The sequence below is a fragment of the Streptomyces rubrogriseus genome, assembly GCF_027947575.1.
GTDB classification, from domain to species: Bacteria; Actinomycetota; Actinomycetes; order Streptomycetales; family Streptomycetaceae; genus Streptomyces; species Streptomyces rubrogriseus.
The window spans coordinates 6,723,285-6,746,599 of record NZ_CP116256.1 but is presented as its reverse complement, the minus strand read 5'-3'; the positions used below and the strand labels follow the sequence as shown (position 1 = coordinate 6,746,599).

General features: G+C 71.0%; 21 protein-coding genes, 5 tRNA genes and 1 pseudogene. 17 read left to right on the top strand and 10 right to left on the bottom strand.

What is annotated here, in order from left to right; genetic code table 11:
* Nucleotides 1-3: 3 nt before the first annotated feature.
* The 6 genes and pseudogenes from Sru02f_RS30240 to Sru02f_RS30215 all read right to left on the bottom strand — a co-directional run bounded on the left by Sru02f_RS30240 (nt 4) and on the right by Sru02f_RS30215 (nt 9,540).
* On the bottom strand, nt 4-417 hold the full coding sequence (locus Sru02f_RS30240) for a roadblock/LC7 domain-containing protein (RefSeq protein ID WP_004983065.1): 414 nt from the start codon (nt 415-417) through the stop codon (nt 4-6).
* A 10-nt stretch (nt 418-427) separates the two neighbouring features.
* The gene (locus Sru02f_RS30235; RefSeq protein ID WP_167469824.1) at nt 428-3,670 is read right to left on the bottom strand and encodes a nitrate- and nitrite sensing domain-containing protein; all 3,243 of its coding nucleotides are present in this window, start codon (nt 3,668-3,670) and stop codon (nt 428-430) included.
* Nucleotides 3,671-4,076: 406 nt separating this feature from the next.
* Complete coding sequence (locus Sru02f_RS30230; protein WP_003973455.1) at nt 4,077-4,652, bottom strand: GTP-binding protein; 576 nt, start codon at nt 4,650-4,652, stop codon at nt 4,077-4,079.
* Nucleotides 4,633-5,031 carry a DUF742 domain-containing protein gene (locus tag Sru02f_RS30225; RefSeq protein WP_003973454.1) on the bottom strand — a complete coding sequence of 133 codons (399 nt, stop codon included), beginning with the start codon at nt 5,029-5,031 and terminating at the stop codon, nt 4,633-4,635. Before Sru02f_RS30225 ends, Sru02f_RS30230 begins: the two co-directional genes overlap by 20 nt.
* Before the next feature lie 111 nt (nt 5,032-5,142).
* Nucleotides 5,143-5,556, bottom strand: a complete 414-nt coding sequence (locus tag Sru02f_RS30220; protein WP_003973453.1) for a roadblock/LC7 domain-containing protein — start codon at nt 5,554-5,556, stop codon at nt 5,143-5,145.
* A 9-nt stretch (nt 5,557-5,565) separates the two neighbouring features.
* Nucleotides 5,566-9,540, bottom strand: a pseudogene (locus Sru02f_RS30215) (nitrate- and nitrite sensing domain-containing protein).
* A gap of 602 nt (nt 9,541-10,142) precedes the next feature.
* On the opposite strand from Sru02f_RS30215, the gene Sru02f_RS30210 reads away from it, so the two are divergent.
* The 10 genes from Sru02f_RS30210 to Sru02f_RS30165 all read left to right on the top strand — a co-directional run bounded on the left by Sru02f_RS30210 (nt 10,143) and on the right by Sru02f_RS30165 (nt 14,676).
* Nucleotides 10,143-10,331, top strand: a complete 189-nt coding sequence (locus tag Sru02f_RS30210) for a hypothetical protein (protein ID WP_164279156.1) — start codon at nt 10,143-10,145, stop codon at nt 10,329-10,331.
* 154 nt (nt 10,332-10,485) lie between these two features.
* Nucleotides 10,486-11,271 carry a fumarylacetoacetate hydrolase family protein gene (locus tag Sru02f_RS30205; protein ID WP_109036135.1) on the top strand — a complete coding sequence of 262 codons (786 nt, stop codon included), beginning with the start codon at nt 10,486-10,488 and terminating at the stop codon, nt 11,269-11,271.
* Nucleotides 11,264-12,748: a glutamate--tRNA ligase gene (gene gltX / locus Sru02f_RS30200; RefSeq protein WP_109036133.1), complete on the top strand. Its 1,485-nt coding sequence runs from the start codon at nt 11,264-11,266 to the stop codon at nt 12,746-12,748. The genes Sru02f_RS30205 and gltX overlap by 8 nt, the downstream gene beginning before the upstream one ends.
* 107 nt (nt 12,749-12,855) lie before the next feature.
* On the top strand, nt 12,856-13,251 hold the full coding sequence (locus Sru02f_RS30195; RefSeq protein WP_109036131.1) for a RidA family protein: 396 nt from the start codon (nt 12,856-12,858) through the stop codon (nt 13,249-13,251).
* A 70-nt stretch (nt 13,252-13,321) separates the two neighbouring features.
* The gene (locus tag Sru02f_RS30190) at nt 13,322-14,056 is read left to right on the top strand and encodes an HAD family hydrolase (RefSeq protein ID WP_109036129.1); all 735 of its coding nucleotides are present in this window, start codon (nt 13,322-13,324) and stop codon (nt 14,054-14,056) included.
* A 92-nt stretch (nt 14,057-14,148) separates the two neighbouring features.
* Nucleotides 14,149-14,220: transfer RNA gene (locus tag Sru02f_RS30185), tRNA-Gln, on the top strand.
* A gap of 39 nt (nt 14,221-14,259) precedes the next feature.
* Nucleotides 14,260-14,332: transfer RNA gene (locus Sru02f_RS30180), tRNA-Glu, on the top strand.
* A 62-nt stretch (nt 14,333-14,394) separates the two neighbouring features.
* Nucleotides 14,395-14,467 (top strand) — tRNA-Glu (locus Sru02f_RS30175).
* Between the two features lie 20 nt (nt 14,468-14,487).
* Nucleotides 14,488-14,559: transfer RNA gene (locus Sru02f_RS30170), tRNA-Gln, on the top strand.
* A 44-nt stretch (nt 14,560-14,603) separates the two neighbouring features.
* Nucleotides 14,604-14,676: transfer RNA gene (locus Sru02f_RS30165), tRNA-Glu, on the top strand.
* A 61-nt stretch (nt 14,677-14,737) separates the two neighbouring features.
* Here the strand turns inward: Sru02f_RS30165 and Sru02f_RS30160 are convergent.
* On the bottom strand, nt 14,738-15,382 hold the full coding sequence (locus Sru02f_RS30160) for a MerR family transcriptional regulator (RefSeq protein ID WP_109036127.1): 645 nt from the start codon (nt 15,380-15,382) through the stop codon (nt 14,738-14,740).
* 81 nt (nt 15,383-15,463) lie between these two features.
* On the opposite strand from Sru02f_RS30160, the gene Sru02f_RS30155 reads away from it, so the two are divergent.
* The gene (locus Sru02f_RS30155; RefSeq protein ID WP_109036125.1) at nt 15,464-16,027 is read left to right on the top strand and encodes a DUF4188 domain-containing protein; all 564 of its coding nucleotides are present in this window, start codon (nt 15,464-15,466) and stop codon (nt 16,025-16,027) included.
* A gap of 69 nt (nt 16,028-16,096) precedes the next feature.
* Here Sru02f_RS30155 and ndgR read toward each other — a convergent pair whose 3' ends face one another.
* Entirely contained in the window at nt 16,097-16,813 is a 717-nt protein-coding gene (gene ndgR, locus Sru02f_RS30150) for an IclR family transcriptional regulator NdgR (RefSeq protein ID WP_011030305.1), read from the bottom strand.
* Between the two features lie 197 nt (nt 16,814-17,010).
* On the opposite strand from ndgR, the gene leuC reads away from it, so the two are divergent.
* The 4 genes from leuC (at nt 17,011) to Sru02f_RS30130 (ending at nt 20,351) form a co-directional block, all read left to right on the top strand.
* Entirely contained in the window at nt 17,011-18,441 is a 1,431-nt protein-coding gene (gene leuC, locus Sru02f_RS30145) for a 3-isopropylmalate dehydratase large subunit (RefSeq protein WP_109036123.1), read from the top strand.
* Nucleotides 18,442-18,446: 5 nt separating this feature from the next.
* Entirely contained in the window at nt 18,447-19,040 is a 594-nt protein-coding gene (gene leuD / locus Sru02f_RS30140; protein ID WP_109036121.1) for a 3-isopropylmalate dehydratase small subunit, read from the top strand.
* Nucleotides 19,041-19,326: 286 nt separating this feature from the next.
* Nucleotides 19,327-19,557, top strand: coding sequence for an SCO5555 family protein (locus Sru02f_RS30135; RefSeq protein ID WP_109036119.1), 231 nt, complete (start codon nt 19,327-19,329; stop codon nt 19,555-19,557).
* Nucleotides 19,558-19,694: 137 nt separating this feature from the next.
* Nucleotides 19,695-20,351 carry an HU family DNA-binding protein gene (locus Sru02f_RS30130; RefSeq protein WP_109036117.1) on the top strand — a complete coding sequence of 219 codons (657 nt, stop codon included), beginning with the start codon at nt 19,695-19,697 and terminating at the stop codon, nt 20,349-20,351.
* 117 nt (nt 20,352-20,468) lie between these two features.
* On the opposite strand, the gene Sru02f_RS30125 is transcribed toward Sru02f_RS30130, so the two are convergent.
* A complete protein-coding gene (locus Sru02f_RS30125; protein ID WP_109036115.1) occupies nt 20,469-20,708 on the bottom strand; it encodes a hypothetical protein in 240 nt (79 codons plus the stop codon).
* A gap of 9 nt (nt 20,709-20,717) precedes the next feature.
* Complete coding sequence (gene cofC / locus Sru02f_RS30120; protein WP_109036113.1) at nt 20,718-21,356, bottom strand: 2-phospho-L-lactate guanylyltransferase; 639 nt, start codon at nt 21,354-21,356, stop codon at nt 20,718-20,720.
* A gap of 143 nt (nt 21,357-21,499) precedes the next feature.
* Between cofC and Sru02f_RS30115 the strand changes: the two genes are divergently transcribed.
* Both Sru02f_RS30115 and Sru02f_RS30110 read left to right on the top strand, forming a co-directional pair.
* Nucleotides 21,500-22,294, top strand: a complete 795-nt coding sequence (locus Sru02f_RS30115; protein WP_109036111.1) for a lysophospholipid acyltransferase family protein — start codon at nt 21,500-21,502, stop codon at nt 22,292-22,294.
* Nucleotides 22,291-23,301, top strand: a complete 1,011-nt coding sequence (locus Sru02f_RS30110) for an NAD(P)H-dependent glycerol-3-phosphate dehydrogenase (protein WP_109036109.1) — start codon at nt 22,291-22,293, stop codon at nt 23,299-23,301. The genes Sru02f_RS30115 and Sru02f_RS30110 overlap by 4 nt, the downstream gene beginning before the upstream one ends.
* The last annotated feature ends 14 nt before the right edge of the window (nt 23,302-23,315 follow it).

Sequence of the window (23,315 nt, the reverse complement as noted above, 5' to 3'; positions counted from 1 at the left end):
CCTTTAGTTGAGAAGGCTCCCTTGGAGCTCCGCCCGCAGATCGGGGGTCAAAACCGTGCCGGCACGGTCCACCAGAAGGGCCATCTCGTACCCAATGAGACCGATGTCCGCCTCGGGGTGTGCGAGAACCGCGAGGGACGAGCCGTCGGAGATGGACATGATGAAGAGGAATCCGCGCTCCATCTCCACAACCGTCTGGTTCACGCTGCCGCCCTCGAAGATGCGCGAGGCACCGGCGGTCAGCGAGGTCAGGCCGGAGGCGACGGCCGCGAGCTGATCGGCTCGGTCGCGAGGGAACCCTTCGGACATCGCCAGAAGGAGTCCGTCGGCGGAGACCACCACCGTGTGGGACACCCCCGGGGTGTTGTCCACGAAGTTGGTGATCAACCAGTTCAGGTTCTGCGCCGCCTGGCTCATCGGGCTCACACTAACGCTCCTGGTTGTAGGTGCTGTCAGGACCACGGTGTTCGTTCCTCGTGTCCTGGCCGTTCGTTTCACTGCCTGCGTTGCGGCCTCGCTCGACGCCGCGCCGCAGGTTGCTCAGCCTGCCCCGGACGTCCTCCGGAGCGCGGGAGACCTGGGGGCCTCCCTGTGGAGTGGTCTCGGCCGCGCCCTCGACCAGGTTGGCCTTGGGCACCCGGCGCGGGAGGCCCGAGGAGGTCACCCCGCCCGCCTTGGGCTTGCGCAGCGAGGAGGCCTGCTGCCAGCGGTCGTCGTTGGCCGACCGCCAGGTGTCCTCGCCGCCCGCCCCCGGTGCGGCGGCCGGCGTCTCCTGGCCCACGTGCCCCGCATCGCCCGCGCCGCCCGCGGTGGATCCGCGGCGGGGAAGACCGGCGTCGGTCAGCTCGTGGGCGGCGGAGGGGGCCGGCCCCGGACGGTCGAAGCCTACGCGGTCCGCCTCGGTCACGTCAGCGGCCTCGGCGGATTGCGCCTGGGGGGCACCGGTCGGGTACTGGTCCGGATATCCGTTCTGGTATCCGTCCTGCTGCGGCCAGTCGTCCTGGTGGCGCCGCTGCTCGAAGGGCGAGTGGTTCCCGGCCTCCGGCAGACCGCCGTTCGGCGCGTAGTACTGCTCGTCGTACGACGCCTGCCGCGGTTCCTGGTACGCCTGCTGCGGGTCGGCGTACGCCGACTGCTGGTCGTACGCGCCGTTCGGCGACTCCTGGTACGCGCCGTTCGGCTGCTGCTGGTAGCCGTCGGGGGACTGGCCGTAACCCGGCTGCTGTCCGTCGTAGCCCGGCTGCTGTCCGGTGAACTGGTCCTGGAAGCCGGCGGCCCCGTCGTTCCCGGCGCCGCCCCGGTCCGCGGGACCGGGCAGCTCGGGGTGCGACTGGGCCTCCAGGGCCGCGCGGCGCTCCTCGCGCATCAGCGAGCGGCCCACCGGGTCCAGCTCGCGTATGTCGTCGGGGATCTCGGCGTACCGGCTGTCGTCGAAGCCCAGCTCCGCGGCGGTCCGCATGGGCTGGCCGACTTGGCCGAAGCTCTCGCCGCCGCCCTGGAAGTTCTGCTCCGGGATGATCTGCGACACGGTGAACTCGTCGCGTTGCTGCTGCTGCTCGCCGCCGCCACCGTGGGTGATGGCGTCCGGGAGCATGACCAGCGAGGTGGTGCCCGCCTGCTCACCGGAGGGGCGCAGCTGCACGCGGATGCCGTGCCGGTCGGACAGCCGGCCGACCACGAACAGACCCATGCGCTGCGAGATCGCGGCGTCCACGGTCGGCGGGTTGGCCAGCTTGTGGTTGATGTCCGCGAAGTCCTCGGCGGTCAGGCCGATGCCCTTGTCGTGGATCTCGACCATCACGCGGCCGTCGGGCAGCCGGGTCGCGGTGACGCGGACCTTGGTCTGCGGCGAGGAGAACGTCGTGGCGTTCTCCAGCAGCTCGGCGAGCAGGTGCACGAGGTCGGTCACGGCGCGGCCGTGGATCTCGGCCTCCGGCACGCCGGACAGCTCGATGCGCTCGTACTGCTCCACCTCGGAGGAGGCGGCGCGCAGCACGTCGACCAGCGGGACCGGCTGGTCCCAGCGGCGGCCGGGCTCCTCGCCGGCGAGGACCAGGAGGTTCTCGCCGTTGCGGCGCATACGGGTGGCCAGGTGGTCCAGTCGGAAGAGGTTCTCCAGCTGGTCCGGGTCGGCCTCGTTGTTCTCCAGGTCGGTGATCAGGCTCAGCTGGCCCTCGATCAGCGACTGGTTGCGGCGCGACAGGTTGGTGAAGATCGCGTTGATGTTGCCCCGCAGCAGCGCCTGCTCGGCGGCGAGCCGGACCGCCTCGCGGTGCACCTGGTCGAAGGCGCGGGCGACCTCGCCGATCTCGTCGGTCGAGGTGATCGGGATCGGCTGCACCCGGGTGTCGACCCGGCCGGGGTCGGTGCGGGAGAGCTGGTCGACCAGCATCGGCAGGCGCTGCTCGGCGATGCCGAAGGCCGCGTTGCGCAGCCGGCGCATCGAGCGGCTCATCCCACGGGCCACCATGCCGGCCAGGACGAACGCGGCGAGCAGCGCGATCACGACCGCGGCACCCGTGATGTAGGCGTCCCGCTCGGCGTCGTCGGCGATCGTGGACGCCTCGGACACCGCCTTGTCGGCCAGGTCCGACTCGATCTTCTGGTACGCGTCGAACTTGAGGGTGTTGACCGCCCACCAGTTTTCCGGCGTGATGCCCTGCTGGGCCAGCTCCGCGCGATCACTGGTGTCGGTGGACTCGAGTCCGGCCAGCTCCGAGATCATCGTCGTCGGGTTGGACGGCGGCGGAACGTAGTCCGGGTCCTTGGCCTTGGCCTCCTTGGCCATGGCCGCGCCGTCCTCCTTGAGCTTCGCCTCGGCGTCCTCGAGCTTCTGCGCGTCCGCCTCGGTGCCGCCGCCGATGTACTCCTCGATCGCGATGCGCTCCAGGTAGGCGTACGAGGAGAGCGCGACGCGCTGGCTGGCGAGGTGGCCGGGCTCCGGACCCGGCTTGACCAGCATGTGCATGCCGATGGAGCGCTCCAGGGAGAGCGCGGCCTTGGTCAGGGAGATCGCGTAGACGGTACGGCCGTAGGAGGTGATGTTGCCGGTGCCCAGGCCCAGCTCGTTGGCGAACTCCATGAGGGGGTGGGCGACACCGGTGTAGCCCTCCTCGGTCTCCACGCCCTTGAGCTTGGAGGTGTACGCGGCCGCCCGCAGCGTCTGGAGCTTGGGCTCCTGCTCGCGGAACACCTTCAGCCGGCGCTCCAGGCCGGGCTTGCCGGGCATGCCCTGGGCCGCCGCGTCGAAGGTGTCGGCCGCCTCGTCGGTGGCCTGGCGGGCCGCGGCGACGGTGGAGTCCTTCTCACCCTTGCCCTGCAGCAGGGGGGCCGCGGTGATGTCGCGCTCGTTGTAGAGGGCGTTGGCGTAGCCGAGGGAGGCGCGTACGAGGCGCGCGGTGCTCTCGGCGTCCTCGGCGTCCTGCCAGGTGTCGATCGAGCTCTTCACCTGGAAGCCGCCCATGACGAGGCCGACCAGCACGGGTATGAGCAGGATCGCGTTCAGCCGGGTGGTCACCCGCCAGTTGCGCGGCGTGAAACGGCCACCGCTCGGCGCGGGCGGCTCGGCCTGGGGTTCCGCGGCAGGGGCGGGGGCGGGCGCCGCTGTGCGCGGCGGCGGGGTGAAGTTGCCCCGGGCCGATGGCTCGGGACTGTTCTTGCTTCGCCTCACTCGACCAACAACCTCTCGGCGGTCGGCACCTGTGTCGTGCCGCTGTGTCTCAGAACCCACTCCGTCAGTCATCGAGTACGCGCTACTGCTGAGTACGTCTTAGACCATGGGGCAGTTCTGGCATTCCAGCACGGCGACCAGCGCTCTTCCAAACAGTGGAACGAGGGGGTTACACGTGATGTAAGCCCCACGTAAAACGGTCATAAAGAGCGAGGTCCGTCAAAAGACGGGGCGTTCGTGCGCGCAGCGAGACCAGTTGACCGCGTCGCGTGTCGGTACCACCCGATTCCTCTGCCGAAACGTTATGAACAGCGGAGCCGACCGTGTCAAAGGACACAGCCGGCTCCGAACCGTCTACGACAAGTGCCGTAGACCCCTGCCGACTTGGCTGCGGCGGCCGGTGGACCTACCGCAGACGGGCCATCAGCGCGTGCTCGACCAGTGTGATCAGGGCCGACTTCGCGTCGGCGCGGTGCCGGGCGTCGGTCGTGATGATCGGGGTGTCCGGGCCGATCTGCAGCGCCTCGCGCACCTCGTCCGGCGAGTAGGGCTGCTGGCCGTCGAAGCCGTTGAGCGCGACGACGAACGGCAGACCGCTGTTCTCGAAGTAGTCGACGGCCGGGAAGCAGTCGGCCAGCCGGCGGGTGTCGCACAGCACGACCGCGCCGATGGCGCCGCGCACCAGGTCGTCCCACATGAACCAGAACCGGTCCTGGCCGGGCGTACCGAACAGGTACAGGATCAGGTCCTGGTCGAGCGTGATGCGACCGAAGTCCATGGCGACCGTCGTGGTCGTCTTGTCCCCGGCGTGCGTGAGGTCGTCGATCCCCGCGCTGGCCGAGGTCATCACGGCCTCGGTGCGCAGGGGGTTGATCTCGGAGACGGCGCCCACGAACGTGGTCTTGCCGACGCCGAAGCCGCCGGCCACCACGATCTTCGCGGAGGTGGTCGCCCGCCCTCCGTCAGAGCTTTCGAAGTCCACTGAGCACCCTTTCGAGCAGTGTCACGTCAGGCGCACCGCCGTTGTTCTCGTCTCCGCCAGGCTGGTGAATGGCGACGAGCCCTGCCTCCGCGAGGTCCGCGACCAGGATTCGCGCCACACCGAGCGGCATCGCCAGCAGGGCCGACACCTCGGCCACCGATTTCACCTCGCGGCACAGGTGGCAGATCCGCTGGTGCTCGGGAAGCAGCCCCATGAGCGCTGCCGGGTCGGCCGTCGTACTGATCAGCGCCTCGATGGCGAGCTGGTAGCGCGGCCTGGTCCGGCCACCGGTCATCGCGTAGGGACGGACCAGCGGCTGGTCGCCCTCGTCCTCGTACGGCTCCGCGTACGGATCATGAGAGGCGGTGGGCGGGGTCATGAATCCTCCGGGCGGGACAGCAAGTCGGTCAGTCAAGCCGTCTGACGAGGCCGGTGGGGGGATTGTGGCGGCCGGACGGTGATTTGGTAACACGGGTGGTGCCGGGGCCGATCAGTGGAGCAGACTGCCTTGTAGTTCGGCGCGCAGGTCGGGTGTGAGGACCGCACCCGCGCGGTCGACCAGGAGCGCCATCTCGTAGCCGACGAGGCCGATGTCGCACTCCGGGTGCGCGAGGACGGCCAGGGACGAGCCGTCCGAGACGGACATGAGGAAGAGGAATCCCCGCTCCATCTCCACGACCGTCTGCGCCACGTTGCCGCCCTCGAAGATCCGGGACGCCCCGGCGGTCAGCGAGGTCAGTCCCGAGGCGACGGCCGCGAGCTGGTCGGCGCGGTCGCGAGGGAAGCCCTCGGACATCGCCAGGAGGAGTCCGTCGGCGGACACGACGACGGTGTGGGACACCCCCGGGGTGTTGTCCACGAAATTCGTGATCAACCAGTTGAGGTTCTGTGCCGCCTGGCTCATCGGGCTCAACTAACGCTCCTGCTGGTGAGTGGGCCGCGGGTAGCTGCCGGTCTGGTTGGTACCGGCCTGACGGCCCTGTGCGATTCCCCGACGGAGATTGGTCAGCCGGCCGCGCACGTCGTCGGGCGCACGCGAAACCGCCGGACCGCTCTGGTGCGACTGCTGCTGAGCCGTCCCCGGGACGAGGTTGGCCCGGGGTACCCGGCGCGGAAGGCCGGAGGTGGTGACCCCGCCCGCGGCCGGCTGCCTGACGCGCTCCGCCTGCCGGACGAGATCGTCGTTCGGCGAGCTGCGCCAGGCCGAGGTGGCCGGCCGCTGGGGGGCCGCCGGGGTCTGGGGCTGGGCGGCCTGCGGCTCCGGGGACGCGGCCGGGGCGGCCTGCGGCGCCCTCGACTCGCGGTCACCGTGGAACCAGTTGGTCTCCAGCGTGTCGTACAGCGGCGTACGTCCGTCACCGGGACCGGAGGCCGGGGGCAGGGCCCAGCCGTCTCCGGGTCGCTGCGCGGGAGTTCCGTTGGTGTTCTGGCCCGCGGGCTCCTGCGCAACCGGTCGCTGCGGGGCCGGCGGACGCGGGGCGCCGAAGTCGTTCCCGCCCTGCGTGCCGCCCGCCTGCGGACGCTCGAACTGGCCGGTGACGGCCGGGTTCTGACGGCCCGGCAGGCCGTGCTGACCGGTCGAGCCGTTGTCGTAGCCCTGGGAGGCGGCGAACCGGTCGGCCGGGGCCTGGCCGTTCGGGGCCGGCTGACCGCCGAAGACGTCCGAGCGGACGAAGGCTCCGCCGTCCTGCTGCGGGGCGGCCGGCTCCGGCCGTGCGAACTGGTCGTTCTGCGGGGCGTCCTGGCCGAACCGAGGCCGGTCGTACTGGTCCTGGCCGGGGCCGGCCTGACCGTACTGGCCCGGCGCGTACTGGTCCTGCCCGTACTGGCCCTGCTGCCCGTACTGGTCCTCGTACCCGTTCGGCGCGTCGTACTGGTTCTGGCCGGGCTGGGCGAACTGGCCCGTGTCCTGCGACGCGTCCCGACGGGGCGCCGGGGCGTCGAAGTCGGGGCGGGCGAACTCGGCCGTGGCGGCGGGGGACTGGGGCTCCCCGAACCGGGGCACGGCCGGCATCTCGGCGGTCGAGCCCGGGCCCTGACGCTCGTCGAGGCGCGGCGTCCGGTCGGTGCGGGAGCTGTCCGGCTCGTCGTGGCCGCGCGGGGCGTCCAGCGAGGCCCGCTCCACCGGCGGCTGCGCGTTCTCGTCGCTCCAGCTGGGCACCCGCGGCTGCGGGTTGCCGCCGGGCAGCTCGGCCCGCGGACCGCCGCGCGGCGGCAGCTGCGGACGACGGCCCTGCTCGGCGTCGCCGTTGCCGCCCCGCTTGCGCTGCGGGGGCGCGCCCGGGGTGCGGTTGCCGCCGAACATGTCCTGGCCCTGCGAGGCGTTGTTCGCCGGCGCGTTGCCCTGCGGCGCGTTCATGCCCGCGGCCTGCAGACCCTGCGGAGCACCGGGCGCCTGCTGACCGGCACCGGCACCCGCGCTAGCCGGAGCCGGACGGTTCTGCTGGCCCGGCACCGCGGGGACTGGGGTCCGCGCGCGCCACCCGGCGCACCCGGACGGCCGCCCGCGTCGCGCCCGGGCAGTGCGGCCCGCGGCCCCTGGCCTAGCACCGAGCCGACCGCCCGGCGCACCCGCGCCGAGGGCACCGCCGCCACTTCCACCGCCGAAGGCGCCGCCGCCCGCGAGAGCACCGCCGCCCTGGCCGCCACGGCGGGCCGCGGCGACACCGGCGGCCGCCTGCGCGGCGGCCGGGCCGCCGGTGCCCGAGCCGGGCTGACCGGGCTTGGGCTGCGGCTTGCGGCCGCCCTGGGCGACGTCGACAGGCAGCATGACCAGCGCGGTCGTGCCGCCGGAGTCGGACGGGCGCAGCTGGATCCGGATGCCGTGGCGCTGCGAGAGGCGGCCGACCACGAACAGACCCATGCGGCGGGAGACGGAGACGTCCACGGTGGGCGGCGAGGCGAGCCGCTCGTTGATCGCGGCCAGGTCCTCCGGCGAGAGGCCGATGCCGGTGTCGTGGATCTCGATCAGCACCCGGCCGTCGGGCAGCGCGTGACCGGTGACCTTGACCTTGGTCTGCGGCGAGGAGAACGAGGTCGCGTTCTCCAGCAGCTCGGCGAGCAGGTGCACGAGGTCGTTGACCACGCGGCCGGCGACCTCGGTGCTCGGCACGGAGGCCAGCTCGATGCGCTCGTACTGCTCCACCTCGGAGGCGGCGGCACGGAGCACGTCGACCAGCGGCACCGGACGGGTCCAGCGGCGGCCGGGCTCCTCACCCGCGAGGACGAGGAGGTTCTCACCGTTACGGCGCATACGCGTGGCGAGGTGGTCGAGCTTGAACAGCGAGGAGAGCTGGTCCGGGTCGGCCTCGCGGGACTCCAGTTCGGAGATGAGCGAGAGCTGACGCTGGATGAGGCCCTGGGAGCGGCGCGAGAGGTTGGTGAACATCGCGTTGACGTTGCCCCGCAGCAGGGCCTGCTCGGCGGCGAGGCGGACCGCCTCGCGGTGCACGTCGTCGAAGGCCGCGGCCACTCGGCCGATCTCGTCCCGGGAGTGCACACCGACCGACTCCACCGAGGTGTCGACGTCCTGCGGGTCGGTCTCGGAGAGCTGCTTGACCAGCTCGGGCAGCCGGTCCTGGGCGACCTTGGTCGCGGTGTCCTCCAGGCGGCGCAGCGAGCGGATCATGGACCGGGCCACGACGAACGCGCCGACCAGGGAGACGCCGAGCACGAGCAGGATGAGGACACCGGAGATGATGGCCTCTTGCTCGGACTCGTTGCGCAGCTCGCGGGCCTGCTGCTCCATGTCCTCCAGCAGCTTCAGCTCGATGTTCTTCATCTGCTGGATCTTGGTGGAGCTGTCGTCCAGCCAGTCCTGGTAGGACCGGGCCTTCAGGCTGGCCAGACCGTCCTTCTTGCCGACGGCGCGGCCGGCGTACTGGTCGGACGCCTCGATCACCGGGTTGCCCTCGGAGATCGGCTTGAGCAGGTCCTCCGCGCCCTCGCCGTAGATGCTGGTGAAGCTGCGGATCTCGGAGGTCTGGCTCTGCAGCGCGGACTGGGCGTACAGCCGGTCGTTCTCGGCGAGATCGCCCTTGTCGGTGTTGTTCGCGGGGAGGGCCGCGGCGAGGACCGCGCGCTGGATGGACGCGTACTCCTTGGCCGAGGAGAAGGCCGACAGGGCGCGGGTGCGCTGGATCATGTCGGGGTTGCTGGTCGCCTCCGCCATGTCCTGCGAGAGGTCGAGCAGGTGGGTGATCAGGCGGTGGTAGGCCTCGACCGTCTGCGTCGAGTTGTCCGTCGCCGTGTACGCCGTGCTGCGGATCTTGGTCAGGTCGTTCAGGTCGCTCGCGATGCCGACGAGGCTGTCGCGGACACCGACGAGCTTGCCGTCCTTGCTCGCCGCGTCGATCTGCTCGGACTTGTCGAGGAAGTTCTTCAGGGCCCGGTCGGTCTGCTCGCGGTCGCCCTTGACGGCGATCGCGCTGGACTTCGAGCCGTGGGCCAGCGGGCCGGCGGACTGGTCGCGCTCCTCCTGGAGCGCGGCGGCCAGCTCCGTGGCCTGCTTGGTCATCTCGGTCAGCAGCTTCATGTTCTCGAGCTGCTGGATGTCGTCCATCGACTGGTTGATGCGCAGCGCGCCCAGCGAGGTCGCCGCGACCACCGGAAGCGCCAGCAGCGACACCAGACGGGTGGAGATCCGCCAGTTGCGCAGGGCTATTCGCGGGCCGGGGCCGGTCGAGCCCTTGGCCGGCTTGGTGGGCGACTGCTGGCCGGGAGCGGACGGGCCCGTCGCCTGACCGGCGCGCTCCCCGCTGTCGCCGGGCTGGGTCTGGCCCGGGTTCTGGGCGTGCTGGGGCGAGGAGCTGACGGCCTTGGGGCCAGTCCCGCCCTGCGGCTCCGGCTCCGCCGAAGCGCTGCCATCCCTCTTGAAACGTCCCTGCACTAGCGTCGCAACCTCTGGACCAGGCGCCCCTCCGCGTGAACGGCTGGGCACGGTGTCGGCGTCAAAGGGGCGCCCTGAATACGCCCCTGTGTTGGTCGTGAGTGACCGGCGCTGGTTCCCCCTTCTCGCCGCCGCTCGGCGCTGGTGTGCGCCCCCTGTGCGCCGGCTCGATCCCGCGGCGGTCCGTGGAATTCCAGCACAGTGCAGGATCTCCAACAAGGCCCGTGGGGCAGGCCGTGAGATACGTGACAGCACGTGAGGGCCGAGTCACCGAACGTAGAAGGTGATCACCCGCAAACCGGGCGTATGCCCGCGAGTCGCCGAGGCACGGAGGGTGTCCCAGTCGACATGATCAGCAGCGGAATGATGCCTTCAGGTGTGCAATGTCGGTTTAGTCGGAGTGCTCTCGGCGTCGCAATTGACCGGTTTGACCCTTGATAAGTGAGCAAACTCACATCCGGATCATGGACTCCTCCGCGGTTCACGGGGAATCGCGTGTTTAGCCTGACGCTTTACAGAGAAGGCAAAACCGACAACCCGCGCCCTCGCAGGGGCTTTCGCCGCCCCTCGGGCGCCCGGACACGACAGGGCCACGTACAACCGTGAAGACGACGATGATGTTCCACAAGATCGCCAACCCGCGGCGCACGACGCTGGCGCACCTCCAGGACGCCGACGAACTGCGGACGCCGGAGCAGCCGGAGCACGCCGTCGAGCTCCCCACCCAGACCGCCAACCCCCGCCGCACGATCCTCATGGAGGCCCCGGTCGCGGCGTCGGTCGCAGAGTAGTACGACACCGGGCCGGCCCGCGTTCAGCCGGCCCTGCGAGCACCGCGCGCCGCACCACCGGTCCTCGAGGGGTAATGCGCGAGGCGCCCGCCCCTTGCCGCGTTAGCCTGGAGCGTCAGACTTCAGCCAGCTCAGTCAAGGGGCCAAGCAACCCGTGCGCATCGCCAGGTTCTCCATCGACGGGAACGTCGCCTTCGGCGCGGTCGAGGGCGACCAGCCGGACCAGCTCGTCCTCGACATCATCAAGGGCATCCCGTTCGCGGACTACGAGCTCTCCGGCACCAAGGTGCCCCTGAGCAAGGTGCGGCTCCTGCCGCCGGTACTCCCCAACAAGGTCGTCGCCTTCGGCCGCAACTACGCCGAGCACGCCCGCGAACTCGGCAACGAGGTGCCCGACGCGCCGTTCGCCTTCTTCAAGCCGTCCACCTCCGTGATCGGCCCCGGCGACGCCATCCAGTACCCCTCCTTCACCGAGGAACTGCACCACGAGGCCGAACTGGCCGTCGTCATCGGCCGCATGTGCCGCGAGGTCCCGCGCGAGCGCGTCCAGGACGTGATCTTCGGCTACACCTGCGCCAACGACGTCACCGCCCGCGACGTGCAGCGCCGCGAGAAGCAGTGGGCCAGGGCCAAGGGCTTCGACTCATCCTGCCCGCTCGGCCCCTGGGTGGAGACGGGCCTCGACCTCGCGACCGCGGGCGACCTCACCGTCCAGCTCACGGTCAACGGCGCCCAGCGCCAGCTCGGCCGTACCAGCGAGATGATCCACTCCATCGAGGACCTGATCGTCAACATCTCCGAGGCGATGACACTGCTCCCCGGCGACGTGATCCTCACGGGCACCCCGGCCGGCGTCGGCCCCCTCAACGTCGGCGACGAGGTCGCCGTCACCATCGAAGGCATCGGCACTCTCACCAACAAGGTTGTCAAGCGTGGCTAGCGCATCCGGCTCCCCCGTACGCGTCCGTTTCTGTCCGTCCCCCACCGGTAACCCCCACGTGGGCCTGGTCCGCACCGCCCTGTTCAACTGGGCCTTCGCGCGCCACCACCAGGGCACCCTGGTCTTCCGCATCGAGGACACCGACGCGGCCCGCGACTCCGAGGAGTCGTACAACCAGCTCCTGGACTCGATGCGCTGGCTGGGCTTCGACTGGGACGAGGGCCCCGAGGTCGGCGGCCCGCACGCGCCGTACCGCCAGTCGCAGCGCATGGACCTCTACAAGGACGTCGCCGCCAAGCTCCTGGACGCCGGCCACGCCTACCGCTGCTACTGCTCCCAGGAGGAGCTGGACACCCGCCGCGAGGCCGCCCGCGCCGCCGGCAAGCCCTCCGGCTACGACGGCCACTGCCGGGACCTGACCGACGCACAGGTCGAGGAGTACACCTCCCAGGGCCGCGAGCCCATCGTCCGCTTCCGGATGCCCGACGAGGCGATCACCTTCACGGACCTGGTCCGCGGCGAGATCACCTACCTGCCGGAGAACGTCCCGGACTACGGCATCGTCCGCGCCAACGGGGCACCCCTCTACACGCTGGTCAACCCCGTCGACGACGCGCTGATGGAGATCACCCACGTCCTGCGCGGCGAGGACCTGCTCTCCTCCACCCCGCGCCAGATCGCCCTGTACAAGGCGCTGATCGAGCTGGGCGTCGCCAAGGAGATCCCCGCCTTCGGCCACCTGCCCTACGTCATGGGCGAGGGCAACAAGAAGCTCTCCAAGCGCGACCCGCAGTCGAGCCTCAACCTCTACCGCGAGCGCGGCTTCCTCCCCGAGGGACTGCTCAACTACCTCTCCCTGCTCGGCTGGTCGCTCTCGGCGGACCAGGACATCTTCACGATCGAGGAGATGGTCGCGGCCTTCGACGTCAGCGACGTCCAGCCCAACCCGGCCCGCTTCGACCTGAAGAAGTGCGAGGCGATCAACGCCGACCACATCCGCCTCCTCGAGGTCAAGGACTTCACCGAGCGCTGCCGCCCCTGGCTGAAGGCCCCCGCGGCCCCCTGGGCCCCCGAGGACTTCGACGAGGCCAAGTGGCAGGCGATCGCGCCGCACGCGCAGACCCGCCTCAAGGTCCTCTCCGAGATCACCGACAACGTCGACTTCCTGTTCCTGCCGGAGCCGGTCCTCGACGAGGCGAGCTGGAGCAAGGCCATGAAGGAGGGCTCGGACGCGCTCCTGACCACGGTCCGCGAGAAGCTGGACGCCGCCGACTGGACCTCCCCGGAGGCCCTCAAGGAGGCCGTCCTGGCCGCCGGCGAGGCCCACGGCCTCAAGCTCGGCAAGGCCCAGGCCCCCGTCCGCGTCGCCGTCACCGGCCGCACGGTCGGCCTGCCCCTCTTCGAGTCCCTGGAGGTCCTGGGCAAGGAGAAGGCGCTGGCCCGGATCGACGCGGCGCTGGGGCGACTGGCGGCGTAACCGGCAGCACGTGTGAGGGGCGGCGTCCGCACGGGCGCCGCCCTTCCCGTACCCCGCCCGGTCCTCTCCGAGCGGCGCCGCCGCCCCGGCCCCCGCAGACTGACCGCATGCGCCGCGAGGACATCGACCCACGTTTCTTCGGGGACCGGCCGGCCTACAACCGGGCCGTACTGGTCGAACAGCCCCGGCGCTGGCTCGTGGTCGCCGGTCACGAGGCCCGGGACGACGAGGGCGGCATCGCCGCCGTGGGCGACGTCCGCGGTCAGCTCCGGCTGACCTTCCGGCGCCTGGCGGAGACCCTGGACAAGGCCGGGTTCGCCCTGCGCGACCTCGTCCAGATCCGGATCTTCACCGTCGACATCGAAGCGGTCACGGCCCACTACGACGCCGTACTGGACGAACTGGCCGCCGCCGACTGCCGCCCCGCCAGCCTGCTGGCCGAGGTCCGGGCCCTGTCCGACCCGCGGATGCTGGTCGAGATCGAGGGCCTGGCCGCGCAGTAGGCACAGACCCCCGGGGGCTCTCCCGGCCGTCCGCTCCCGCGCGACGCCGACGCGGCCTAGGCTGGGCCGCATGCCGATCAAAGCCGTGGTCTGGGACGTCGACGACACCCTCTTCGACTACACCACCGCCGACCGCGAGGGCATGCGTGCCCATCTGGTCGCCGAGGGACTGCTCGCCGGGTACGGGTCGGCCGAGCAGGCTCTCGTTCGCTGGCGGGAGATCACCGACCAGCAGTGGGCGCGCTTCTCGGCGGGCGAGGTGGACTTCGTCACACAGCGCCGCGACCGGACCCGGGTCTTCCTGGGCCGGCCGGAGCTGACGGACGCCGAGGCCGACGACTGGTTCCAGCGGTACGTCACGCACTACGAGGCCGCCTGGTCCCTCTTCCCCGACGTGATGCCCGTCCTGGACGCGCTCGCCGGCAGTCACCGGCACGCCGTGCTCTCCAACTCCAGCCTCACCGTCCAGGACCGCAAACTGCGCGTCCTCGGCGTGCACGACCGCTTCGAGGCCATCCTGTGCGCCGCCGAGCTGGGCGTCTCCAAGCCGGAGGCCGGGGCCTTCCTCGCGGCCTGCGACGCCCTCGCCCTCGGTCCGGCCGAGGTCGCCTACGTCGGCGACCACCCGGAGATCGACGGACGCGGCGCCGCCGACGCCGGGCTGCTCTCCGTGTGGATCGACCGCGGCGGCGTCTACGCGACCGTCGACCCGCCGGCCGGTCCGCGCCGGATCGCCTCGCTCTCCGAACTTCCCGCGCTCCTCGGCGCCGATACCCGTTTTGGAGCCCCGTCGACCTTCGGGTAATGTTCTTCCTGCGCCGCCGGAGAGCGGGCCGAAGGGCCGGGAACCGGAAGCGCAACGCTAGAACAAGAACCCCTACGGGGCTTGCGTTCCAGTGGCCTATGGTGTAATTGGCAGCACGACTGATTCTGGTTCAGTTAGTCTAGGTTCGAGTCCTGGTAGGCCAGCTCGCAGAGCTTATCTGCGCCGCGGAGCACATCCGCAAGGCCCCCGTTGTGTAGCGGCCTAGCACGCCGCCCTCTCAAGGCGGTAGCGCCGGTTCGAATCCGGTCGGGGGTACAGATCCTTCCCGCGAGGACAGCTCGGGTCGCTCCCGCTGCTCTCGATGCAGGATCGCTAGGGCCCCCGTTGTGTAGCGGCCTAGCACGCCGCCCTCTCAAGGCGGTAGCGCCGGTTCGAATCCGGTCGGGGGTACGAACTGGTCTAAACCACATTGGTCTATGGTGTAATTGGCAGCACGACTGATTCTGGTTCAGTTAGTCTAGGTTCGAGTCCTGGTAGACCAGCTCGGATCTGCGGCGACGCGGTATTGAACGCCTGCAAGATCCACGCCCCCGTTGTGTAGCGGCCTAGCACGCCGCCCTCTCAAGGCGGTAGCGCCGGTTCGAATCCGGTCGGGGGTACTCGAAGGTCCGAAGGGGGCTTCCGCCGAGGCGGGAGCCCCCTTCGGCGTTCCTCCGGCGCTCACTCGATGCCGTACCGCCGCGCCGACTCCTCCTCCTGCGCCAGCCGGTGCAGGGCCCGCAGCACCGGCTGGAAGAGCACCGCCGCCGCGACCGCCATCTCGACCTTCTCCGCCTCCGAGGCGTGGGTCTCCATGAAGTCGAGGTCCCGCCGGGCCACCTCCATCATCAACTCGCCGTAGGGCGCCATCAGTTCCGCGTCCCAGGGATAGTCGAGGCGGCGCAGGGCGGCCACCGCCACCACCAGGGAGCGGTGCACGGGGGAGAGCGGGGCCAACTCCCGGGAGGTCTCCCAGCCCAGCAGTTCCAGCAGCCGGTCCACCTCCACGCGCGCGGCGGCCACCGCCGGGTCCGCCCCGTCCGGCTCGGCCTCCTGCGGCAGCGCCCACAGGGCCGCCCCCAGCCGGACGGTGCGGCCCAGCGAGTCGTCGTCGACGTGCCCCAGTACCTCCCGGGCCGTGGCCACCGGCACCTTGCCGACCTGGATCAGCGCCCGTACCAGCCGCAGTCGGCGCAGATGACCGTCGTCGTACTCGGCCGTGGTCGCGTTGACCTGCCGGCCCGGGGGCAACAGCCCTTCCCGCAGGTAGTACTTGATCGTCGCGGTGGACACCCCGCTGCGCTTGCTCAGGTCGGCCAGTCGCATCCCTTGCGCCCTTTCTCGGATAGCGCCACTATCTAAGCAGCAACACTTGGACAGTGCAGCTCGCCAACAGGGGGAGGCGTCATGCCGGGCAGGAACGCGACCGCGACCCGCACCACCGCCGCCGCCGAGGGGGACGTGACCGTCCTGCTCATCGGCATGCGGATCAACCACTTCTGGGCCGTGCACCACTGGCTGCCGGTCTTCCTCGCCATGCCGCGCATGCTCCGCGAGCTGGCGAAGGACCCGGAGCGCGGACTCCTGAACCACGTCCTGCTGACGGCCTCGCCGCGGACGTACTACGTCGTCCAGTACTGGGAGTCCGAGGAGAAGCTCTACAAGTACGCGCACTCGCCCGACATGTTCCACCACCGGGCCTGGGCGATCATCAACCGCAAGGAGCGCAAGGGGCGGGTGCGCGGGCACGTGGGGCTGTGGCACGAGGCGTACGTCGTGCCCGAGGGGTCGTACGAGTCGATCTACGCCGACATGCCCGTGTTCGGGCTCGCGGCGGCACACGGACAGGTGCCTCTGGAGCGGCGCGGCAAGCGCGCGCGGGACCGCTTCGCGTACCGGTCGGACAAGGCCGCCGGGGAACGGGCGGAGAAGCGGGTCGCCGCCCCGGGGAAGGCCCCCGACGGGGTCTGAGAACGGCGCCGGGCCCGCCGCGGCGTTGAGGCGGGCCCGTGACCGGTCGAAAGTGTCGGGGGACGGCGGTCAACCGTTGCGGCGCAGCGCCTCGGAGAGGCGGCCGGCGGCGTCGATGATGGCCTGCGCGTGCATGCGGCCGGGGTGGCGGGTGAGGCGCTCGATGGGCCCGGAGACGGACACGGCGGCCACCACGCGGTTGGACGGGCCGCGCACCGGCGCGGAGACGGACGCGACGCCGGGCTCCCGCTCGCCGATGGACTGCGCCCAGCCGCGGCGGCGCACACCGGACAGCGCCGTCGCCGTGAAGCGGGCGCCCTGGAGGCCGCGGTGGAGGCGCTCCGGCTCCTCCCAGGCCATCAGGATCTGGGCAGAGGAGCCGGCCTTCATGGTGAGCGTGGAGCCGACCGGGACCGTGTCCCTGAGGCCCGACAGACGCTCGGCCGCGGCCACGCAGATGCGCATGTCGCCCTGGCGGCGGTAGAGCTGCGCGCTCTCGCCCGTGACGTCGCGCAGGTGGGTGAGGACCGGGCCCGCCGTGGCGAGCAGGCGGTCCTCACCGGCCGCCGCGGCCAGTTCGGCCAGGCGCGGGCCGAGGATGAAACGGCCCTGCATGTCGCGCGCCACCATACGGTGGTGCTCCAGCGCCACGGCCAGGCGGTGGGCCGTGGGTCGTGCCAGTCCGGTCGCACCGACCAACCCCGCGAGGGTGGCCGGGCCGGACTCCAGAGCGCTCAGGACGAGGGCCGCCTTGTCCAGAACGCCGACGCCGCTACTGTTGTCCATGACACGATACTCCCGTCTCACTCTGTGAAACGCAAGTTCAATTTTCCATGGAACGCGCCACCCTGGACGGCAGGAAGTCACAACGGCCCGTGACGAAGGGGCCTGGTGGCGGCTGCCCGGAAACACAGGGGTGCGGGCACCGCTTCCCCAAGATCTCTAGTTGGGTCGGCGCTTCGTCGCCGACCGAAGGGAAAGCGATGGGTAGGACACTCGCGGAGAAGGTCTGGGACGACCACGTCGTCCGGCGCGCCGAGGGCGAGCCCGACCTCCTCTTCATCGATCTGCACCTGCTGCACGAGGTGACCAGCCCGCAGGCCTTCGACGGCCTCCGCAAGAGCGGCCGCCCGGTGCGGCGGCTCGACCTGACCATCGCCACCGAGGACCACAACACCCCCACGCTCGACATCGACAAGCCCATCGCGGACCCGGTCTCCCGGGCCCAGCTGGAGACGCTGCGCAAGAACTGCGCGGAGTTCGGCGTCCGGCTGCACCCGCTGGGCGACGTCGAGCAGGGCGTCGTGCACGTCGTCGGCCCGCAGCTCGGTCTGACCCAGCCCGGCACCACCGTGGTCTGCGGCGACTCGCACACCTCGACGCACGGCGCCTTCGGCGCGCTGGCGTTCGGCATCGGCACCTCCCAGGTCGAGCACGTGCTGGCCACCCAGACGCTGCCCATGGCCCGCCCGAAGACCATGGCGATCACGGTCAACGGCGAGCTGCCCGACAGCGTCACCGCCAAGGACCTGATCCTGGCGATCATCGCGAAGATCGGCACCGGCGGCGGCCAGGGCTACATCCTGGAGTACCGCGGCGAGGCCATCGAGAAGCTCTCGATGGAGGCCCGCATGACCATCTGCAACATGTCGATCGAGGCCGGCGCCCGCGCGGGCATGATCGCCCCCGACGAGACCACCTTCGACTACCTCCAGGGCCGCCCGCACGCCCCCGAGGGCGCCGACTGGGACGCGGCGGTGGAGTACTGGAAGACGCTGCGTACGGACGACGACGCCGAGTTCGACGCCGAGGTGGTCATCGAGGCCGCCGAGCTGGCGCCGTTCGTCACCTGGGGCACCAACCCCGGCCAGGGCGCACCGCTTTCCGCGGCCGTCCCCGACCCCGCTTCGTACGAGGACGCCTCGGAGCGCTTCGCCGCCGAAAAGGCCCTGGAGTACATGGGCTTGGAGGCCGGGCAGCCGCTGCGCTCCATCCAGGTGGACACCGTCTTCGTGGGCTCCTGCACCAACGGCCGCATCGAGGACCTGCGCGCCGCCGCCGAGATCGTCCGGGACCGCAAAGTCGCCGACGGCGTACGCATGCTGGTCGTCCCCGGCTCCGCGCGGGTCGGCCTCCAGGCCGTCTCCGAGGGCCTGGACGTGGTCTTCAAGGAGGCCGGCGCCGAATGGCGGCACGCGGGCTGCTCGATGTGCCTGGGCATGAACCCGGACCAGCTCGCCCCCGGTGAGCGCTCCGCGTCCACGTCCAACCGCAACTTCGAGGGCCGCCAGGGCAAGGGCGGCCGCACCCACCTGGTGTCGCCGCAGGTCGCGGCCGCGACGGCGGTCCTGGGCCACCTCGCCTCCCCGGCGGACCTGTCCGCCGCCGACGTCCCCACGCCCGCTGGAGTCTGAGAGTCATGGAAGCGTTCACCAAGCACACCGGCCGGGCCGTCCCGCTGCGCCGCAGCAACGTCGACACCGACCAGATCATCCCCGCCCACTGGCTCAAGAAGGTGACGCGGGACGGGTTCGAGGACGGGCTCTTCGAGGCCTGGCGCAAGGACCCCGAGTTCGTGCTCAACCGGCCCGAGCGCGAGGGCGCCACCGTCCTGGTCGCGGGTCCCGACTTCGGCACCGGCTCCTCCCGCGAGCACGCCGTCTGGGCCCTGCAGAACTACGGCTTCAAGACCGTTATCTCCTCCCGCTTCGCCGACATCTTCCGCGGCAACTCGCTGAAGAACGGCCTGCTCACGGTGGTCCTCGACCAGAAGACCGTGGACGCGCTGTGGGAGCTGGTGGAACGGGACCCGCAGGCCGAGATCACCGTCGACCTGGAGGCCCGCGAGGTCCGCGCCGAGGGCGTCACCGCCTCCTTCGAGCTGGACGAGAACTCCCGCTGGCGCCTGCTGAACGGGCTGGACGACATCTCGATCACCCTCCAGAACGAGGCGGACATCGCCGCGTACGAGGCGAAGCGCCCGTCGTTCAAGCCGCAGACCGTCCAGGTCTGAGCACCCGGAGCCCCCACGAGCCCCCCGGGGGCTCCACAAGGTCGAGTTTCGGCCACCCAACACACCCGCCGTACCCCCGATCGGCCCGATCGGGGGTACGGCCGTTTCCGGATCCGTCCGCGGCCGTCCGTGACGGGCGTGACGCACAACTTCCCACGTTAGAGGCGTGGTTGCCGGGGTACGCAAGGTCCTGAGGACCGGCTCCCGATGGTGCCAGGAAGGCCGTTCGAGGCGGCAGTTGCCCCCTGCGCAGGCGACAACTCGCCCCAGATGGCACAATCTGTGCATGGAACACGACGGCCAACTCGAGCTCTATACGGCGGTCGCGTCCCGGCTCAAGGAAGCGCACACAAGAGTGCGCGCACTGCAAGTCCCGGAGGGCGTACGGATGGCGCTGACCCGGAAGCTGCTGGTCATTACGGCCGCGGCCAAACACGATCTCGCCGGTGCGGCAAGGCGCCTGGATCGGTTCACCGCCGACCTCGACGCGGGTCGATTCCCCGAAGAGGAAGGCTGAACCGGCCGGGACAGCCCGAGTCCGTTGCGGCACAAGGGTGATTAGCCCGTTTCGTGTTTGATTTGCGGTATATATCTGCCTAACGTGCGAAAAAGCTTGAACACATTCGTTCTGGCGATGTCTCCGAAGGGGAAGACGTGAACAAGGCGCAGCTCGTAGAAGCGATTGCCGACAAGCTCGGCGGCCGGCAGCAGGCCGCCGACGCTGTCGACGCGGTCCTGGACGCCCTCGTCCGTGCGGTCGTCGCGGGCGACCGGGTCTCGGTCACCGGCTTCGGTTCCTTCGAGAAGGTCGACCGCCCGGCCCGCTACGCCCGCAACCCGCAGACGGGCGAGCGGGTTCGGGTCAAGAAGACCTCCGTGCCGCGCTTCCGCGCGGGCCAGGGCTTCAAGGACCTGGTGAGCGGCTCGAAGAAGCTTCCGAAGAACGACATCGCGGTCAAGAAGGCCCCCAAGGGCAGCCTGTCCGGCCCGCCGCCCACCATCTCCAAGGCCGCGGGCAAGAAGGCCGCCGCCAAGAAGGCCACGGGCGCCGCGAAGAAGGCCACGGGCGCGGCCAAGAAGACGTCGGCGGCGGCGAAGAAGACCACCGCGAAGAAGACCACCGGAGCGGCGAAGACGACGGCGAAGAAGACCACCGGCAAGAAGTCCGCGGCCAAGACCACCACGGCGGCGGCGAAGAAGACCGCCGCCAAGAAGGCCCCCGCGAAGAAGGCGACCGCCAAGAAGGCCCCGGCCAAGAAGTCGACGGCTCGCAAGACCACCGCCAAGAAGGCCACCGCCCGCAAGAAGTAGCAGGCGGCACCCCGCGGCAGCGGGCGAACGGGCACAGGGCACTCACGCGCCGGGCCGGACTCCCTCTCGGAGTCCGGCCCGCGGCGTGTCCGGGACCCGTCGGACGGGCCCCGCCGGTCAGAACGTGTGCAGGGTCACCAGCGTGATCCGGCGCCCCGCGCCCGAGTCCCCGCCCGCACCCGAGCCCGACTCCGCGCCCGTCTCCTCGGTCTCGATGCGCACCCGCTGCCCGGGCCGCAGCAGCCTGAGGCCCCCCGCGTCGAACGCCGCCGCGTCGAAGGGCACGGGCGTCCCGTCGTCGAGCAGCACCTGCCCGCTGCGGCTTTCGGGGTCGTACGTGTACGCGGTCGCCTGCATGCCGGCAGCCTACTGCCCGGCGATCAGCAACCGCGCCGCCACCGCGGCCGTACGGGGACCCAGCCCGAGCGCCAGCGCCAGGCGGAGATCACCACCGGTGTCGACGTCCTGCCGTACGGAATCCACCGCGTCGAGACGCAGTTCCACCGCGCCGGACGCCCGGTGGCGGGCCCGTGAATCCGCACCGAATGCCGGCGCCAATTCCCGGCCCGGCGCCGCCGCCAGCAAGGTGGTGCCGATTCCGGCCGCGTCCGGGAGAAAGGCGCGGGGGAATTGCGCGGCCGCGGCCAGTACCCGCGCCAATTCGGCCGGCCGCAGCGCGGGAAGATCGGCGTTGAGCGCGGCCACCGGGCTTTCCGGCCGGGCCGCCCGTACCATGGCCGCCCCGTGCGTCAGCGCGGCGTTCAGGCCGCCGCCGGGCTCGTCCGCGACGACACCCGCGCCGAGCGCCGCCAGCTCCCGTCCGGCCCGCGCGTCGTCCGTGACGACTGCCACATCCGCGACCGCCGGGCAGGCCAGCGCGGCTGCCACGGTGTCCTGTGCGAACGCCAGCGCGAGCCCCGGCCGCAGCCCGTCGTCCGCGGTGTCCGACAGCCTGCTCTTGGCCCGGGCAAGGGCCTTCACGGGTACGACCAAGGTCCACTGCACGAGCGTTCCGTCCTTCTCTCGTCGCCGTCATTGTCACCTGCGAGACCTGGCGGTTCACTCTTCGGGGCGTACGGTGTTCTCGACAGACGGGCGGCCCGGGGCGACACTTGTCCGGCCCCAGGCCCTGGAGGAAAGGTGTCAGCGTGCCCCGCCGCAGAATCGGCTTCTGGTACCGCTTGGCCGCGGTGATCTGCAAACCGCCGCTGGTGGTTCTGATCAAGCGGGACTGGCGGGGAATGGAGAACATTCCGGCCGAGGGTGGATTTATCACCGCCGTGAACCACAATTCGCACGTGGACCCCTTCGCGTACGCGCACTACCAGTACAACACCGGACGCGTCCCGCGATTCCTGGCGAAGAGCGGCCTTTTCAAGAAGGGCTTCGTCGGCGCCGCGATGCGGGGGACCGGACAGATTCCCGTCTACCGCGAGAGCACGGACGCGCTGAGCGCCTTCCGGGCCGCGATCGACGCCGTGGAGCGCGGCGAGTGCGTCGCGTTCTACCCCGAGGGCACCCTCACCCGCGACCCGGACGGCTGGCCGATGACCGCCAAGACCGGTGCCGCGCGCGTCGCCCTGCAGACCAAGTGCCCGGTGATCCCGGTCGCCCAGTGGGGCTGCAACGAACTGCTGCCGCCGTACGCCAAGAAGCCCAGCCTCCTGCCGCGCAAGACCCACCAGGTGCTGGCCGGCCCGCCGGTCGACCTGTCGCGGTTCTACGACAAGGAGATGACCACGGAGGTGCTGAAGGAGGCCACCGAGGTCATCATGGCCGCCGTCACCCGCCAGCTGGAGGAGATCCGCGGCGAGAAGGCACCCGAGACCCCCTACGACCCGCGCCGCGAGCGGATCGAGCAGCGGCGCCGCACCCAGCAGGCGAAGTCGCAGGCGGCGCCCTCGCGTACCCACGGACCACAGGCAGAAGGGCAGAGCACGTGAGCAAGCCGGTCAAGGCGGCCGTCTTCGGCACCGGATCCTGGGGCACCGCCTTCGGCACGGTCCTCGCCGACGCGGGCTGCGAGGTCACCCTCTGGGGGCGCCGCGCCGCACTCGCCGACGCCGTCAACTCCACCCGCACCAACCCGGACTACCTGCCCGGCGTGGAACTCCCCGAGAACCTGCGGGCCACCACCGACGCCGCCGAGGCCGCGCGGGACGCCGACTTCACCGTCCTCGCCGTCCCGTCCCAGACACTGCGCGCCGGACTCGCCGACTGGACGCCCCTGCTGGCGCCCGGCACCGTCCTGGTGTCGCTGATGAAGGGCGTCGAACTCGGCTCCGCGATGCGGATGAGCGAGGTGATCGGGGACGTCGCCAAGGTCGGCGCCGAGCGCATCGCCGTGGTCACCGGACCCAACCTGGCCCGCGAGATCGCCGCCCGCATGCCGGCCGCCGCCGTCGTAGCCTGCCCCGACGAGTCCGTCGCCCAGCGTCTCCAGGCCGCCTGCCACACGCCGTACTTCCGCCCCTACACCAACACCGACGTCGTCGGCTGCGAACTGGGCGGCGCCGTGAAGAACGTGATCGGGCTCGCCGTCGGCATCGCGGACGGCATGGGCCTCGGCGACAACGCCAAGGGCTCCCTCATCACCCGCGGCCTCGCCGAGACCACCCGCCTCGGAGTCGCCCTCGGGGCCGACCCGCTGACCTTCTCCGGCCTGGCCGGACTCGGCGACCTGGTGGCGACCTGCTCCTCGCCGCTGTCCCGCAACCACACCTTCGGCACCAACCTCGGCAAGGGCATGACCCTGGAGGAGACCATCGCGGTCACCAGGCAGACCGCCGAAGGCGTCAAGTCCTGCGAGTCGGTGCTGGACCTGGCCCGCAGGCACGGCGTCGACATGCCGATCACCGAGACGGTCGTCGCCATCGTGCACGAGGGCAAGTCCCCGGTGGTCGCCGTGAAGGAACTGATGTCGCGCAGCGCGAAGCCCGAACGACGCTGAGCGACACCCCGCGG

What these genes read in the sequence shown, in the direction of transcription:
- ndgR (WP_011030305.1), bottom strand. Translation starts at nt 16,813, where the DNA reads ATGGACAACAGTAGCGGCGTCGGCGTTCTGGACAAGGCGGCCCTCGTC.
- Sru02f_RS30190 (WP_109036129.1), top strand. Translation starts at nt 13,322, where the DNA reads ATGCCGATCAAAGCCGTGGTCTGGGACGTCGACGACACCCTCTTCGAC.
- Sru02f_RS30240 (WP_004983065.1), bottom strand. Translation starts at nt 417, where the DNA reads ATGAGCCAGGCGGCGCAGAACCTGAACTGGTTGATCACCAACTTCGTG.
- Sru02f_RS30160 (WP_109036127.1), bottom strand. Translation starts at nt 15,382, where the DNA reads ATGCGACTGGCCGACCTGAGCAAGCGCAGCGGGGTGTCCACCGCGACG.
- Sru02f_RS30195 (WP_109036131.1), top strand. Translation starts at nt 12,856, where the DNA reads ATGCGCCGCGAGGACATCGACCCACGTTTCTTCGGGGACCGGCCGGCC.
- Sru02f_RS30220 (WP_003973453.1), bottom strand. Translation starts at nt 5,556, where the DNA reads ATGAGCCAGGCGGCACAGAACCTCAACTGGTTGATCACGAATTTCGTG.
- leuD (WP_109036121.1), top strand. Translation starts at nt 18,447, where the DNA reads ATGGAAGCGTTCACCAAGCACACCGGCCGGGCCGTCCCGCTGCGCCGC.
- leuC (WP_109036123.1), top strand. Translation starts at nt 17,011, where the DNA reads ATGGGTAGGACACTCGCGGAGAAGGTCTGGGACGACCACGTCGTCCGG.
- Sru02f_RS30125 (WP_109036115.1), bottom strand. Translation starts at nt 20,708, where the DNA reads ATGCAGGCGACCGCGTACACGTACGACCCCGAAAGCCGCAGCGGGCAG.
- Sru02f_RS30155 (WP_109036125.1), top strand. Translation starts at nt 15,464, where the DNA reads ATGCCGGGCAGGAACGCGACCGCGACCCGCACCACCGCCGCCGCCGAG.
- Sru02f_RS30225 (WP_003973454.1), bottom strand. Translation starts at nt 5,031, where the DNA reads ATGACCCCGCCCACCGCCTCTCATGATCCGTACGCGGAGCCGTACGAG.
- Sru02f_RS30135 (WP_109036119.1), top strand. Translation starts at nt 19,327, where the DNA reads ATGGAACACGACGGCCAACTCGAGCTCTATACGGCGGTCGCGTCCCGG.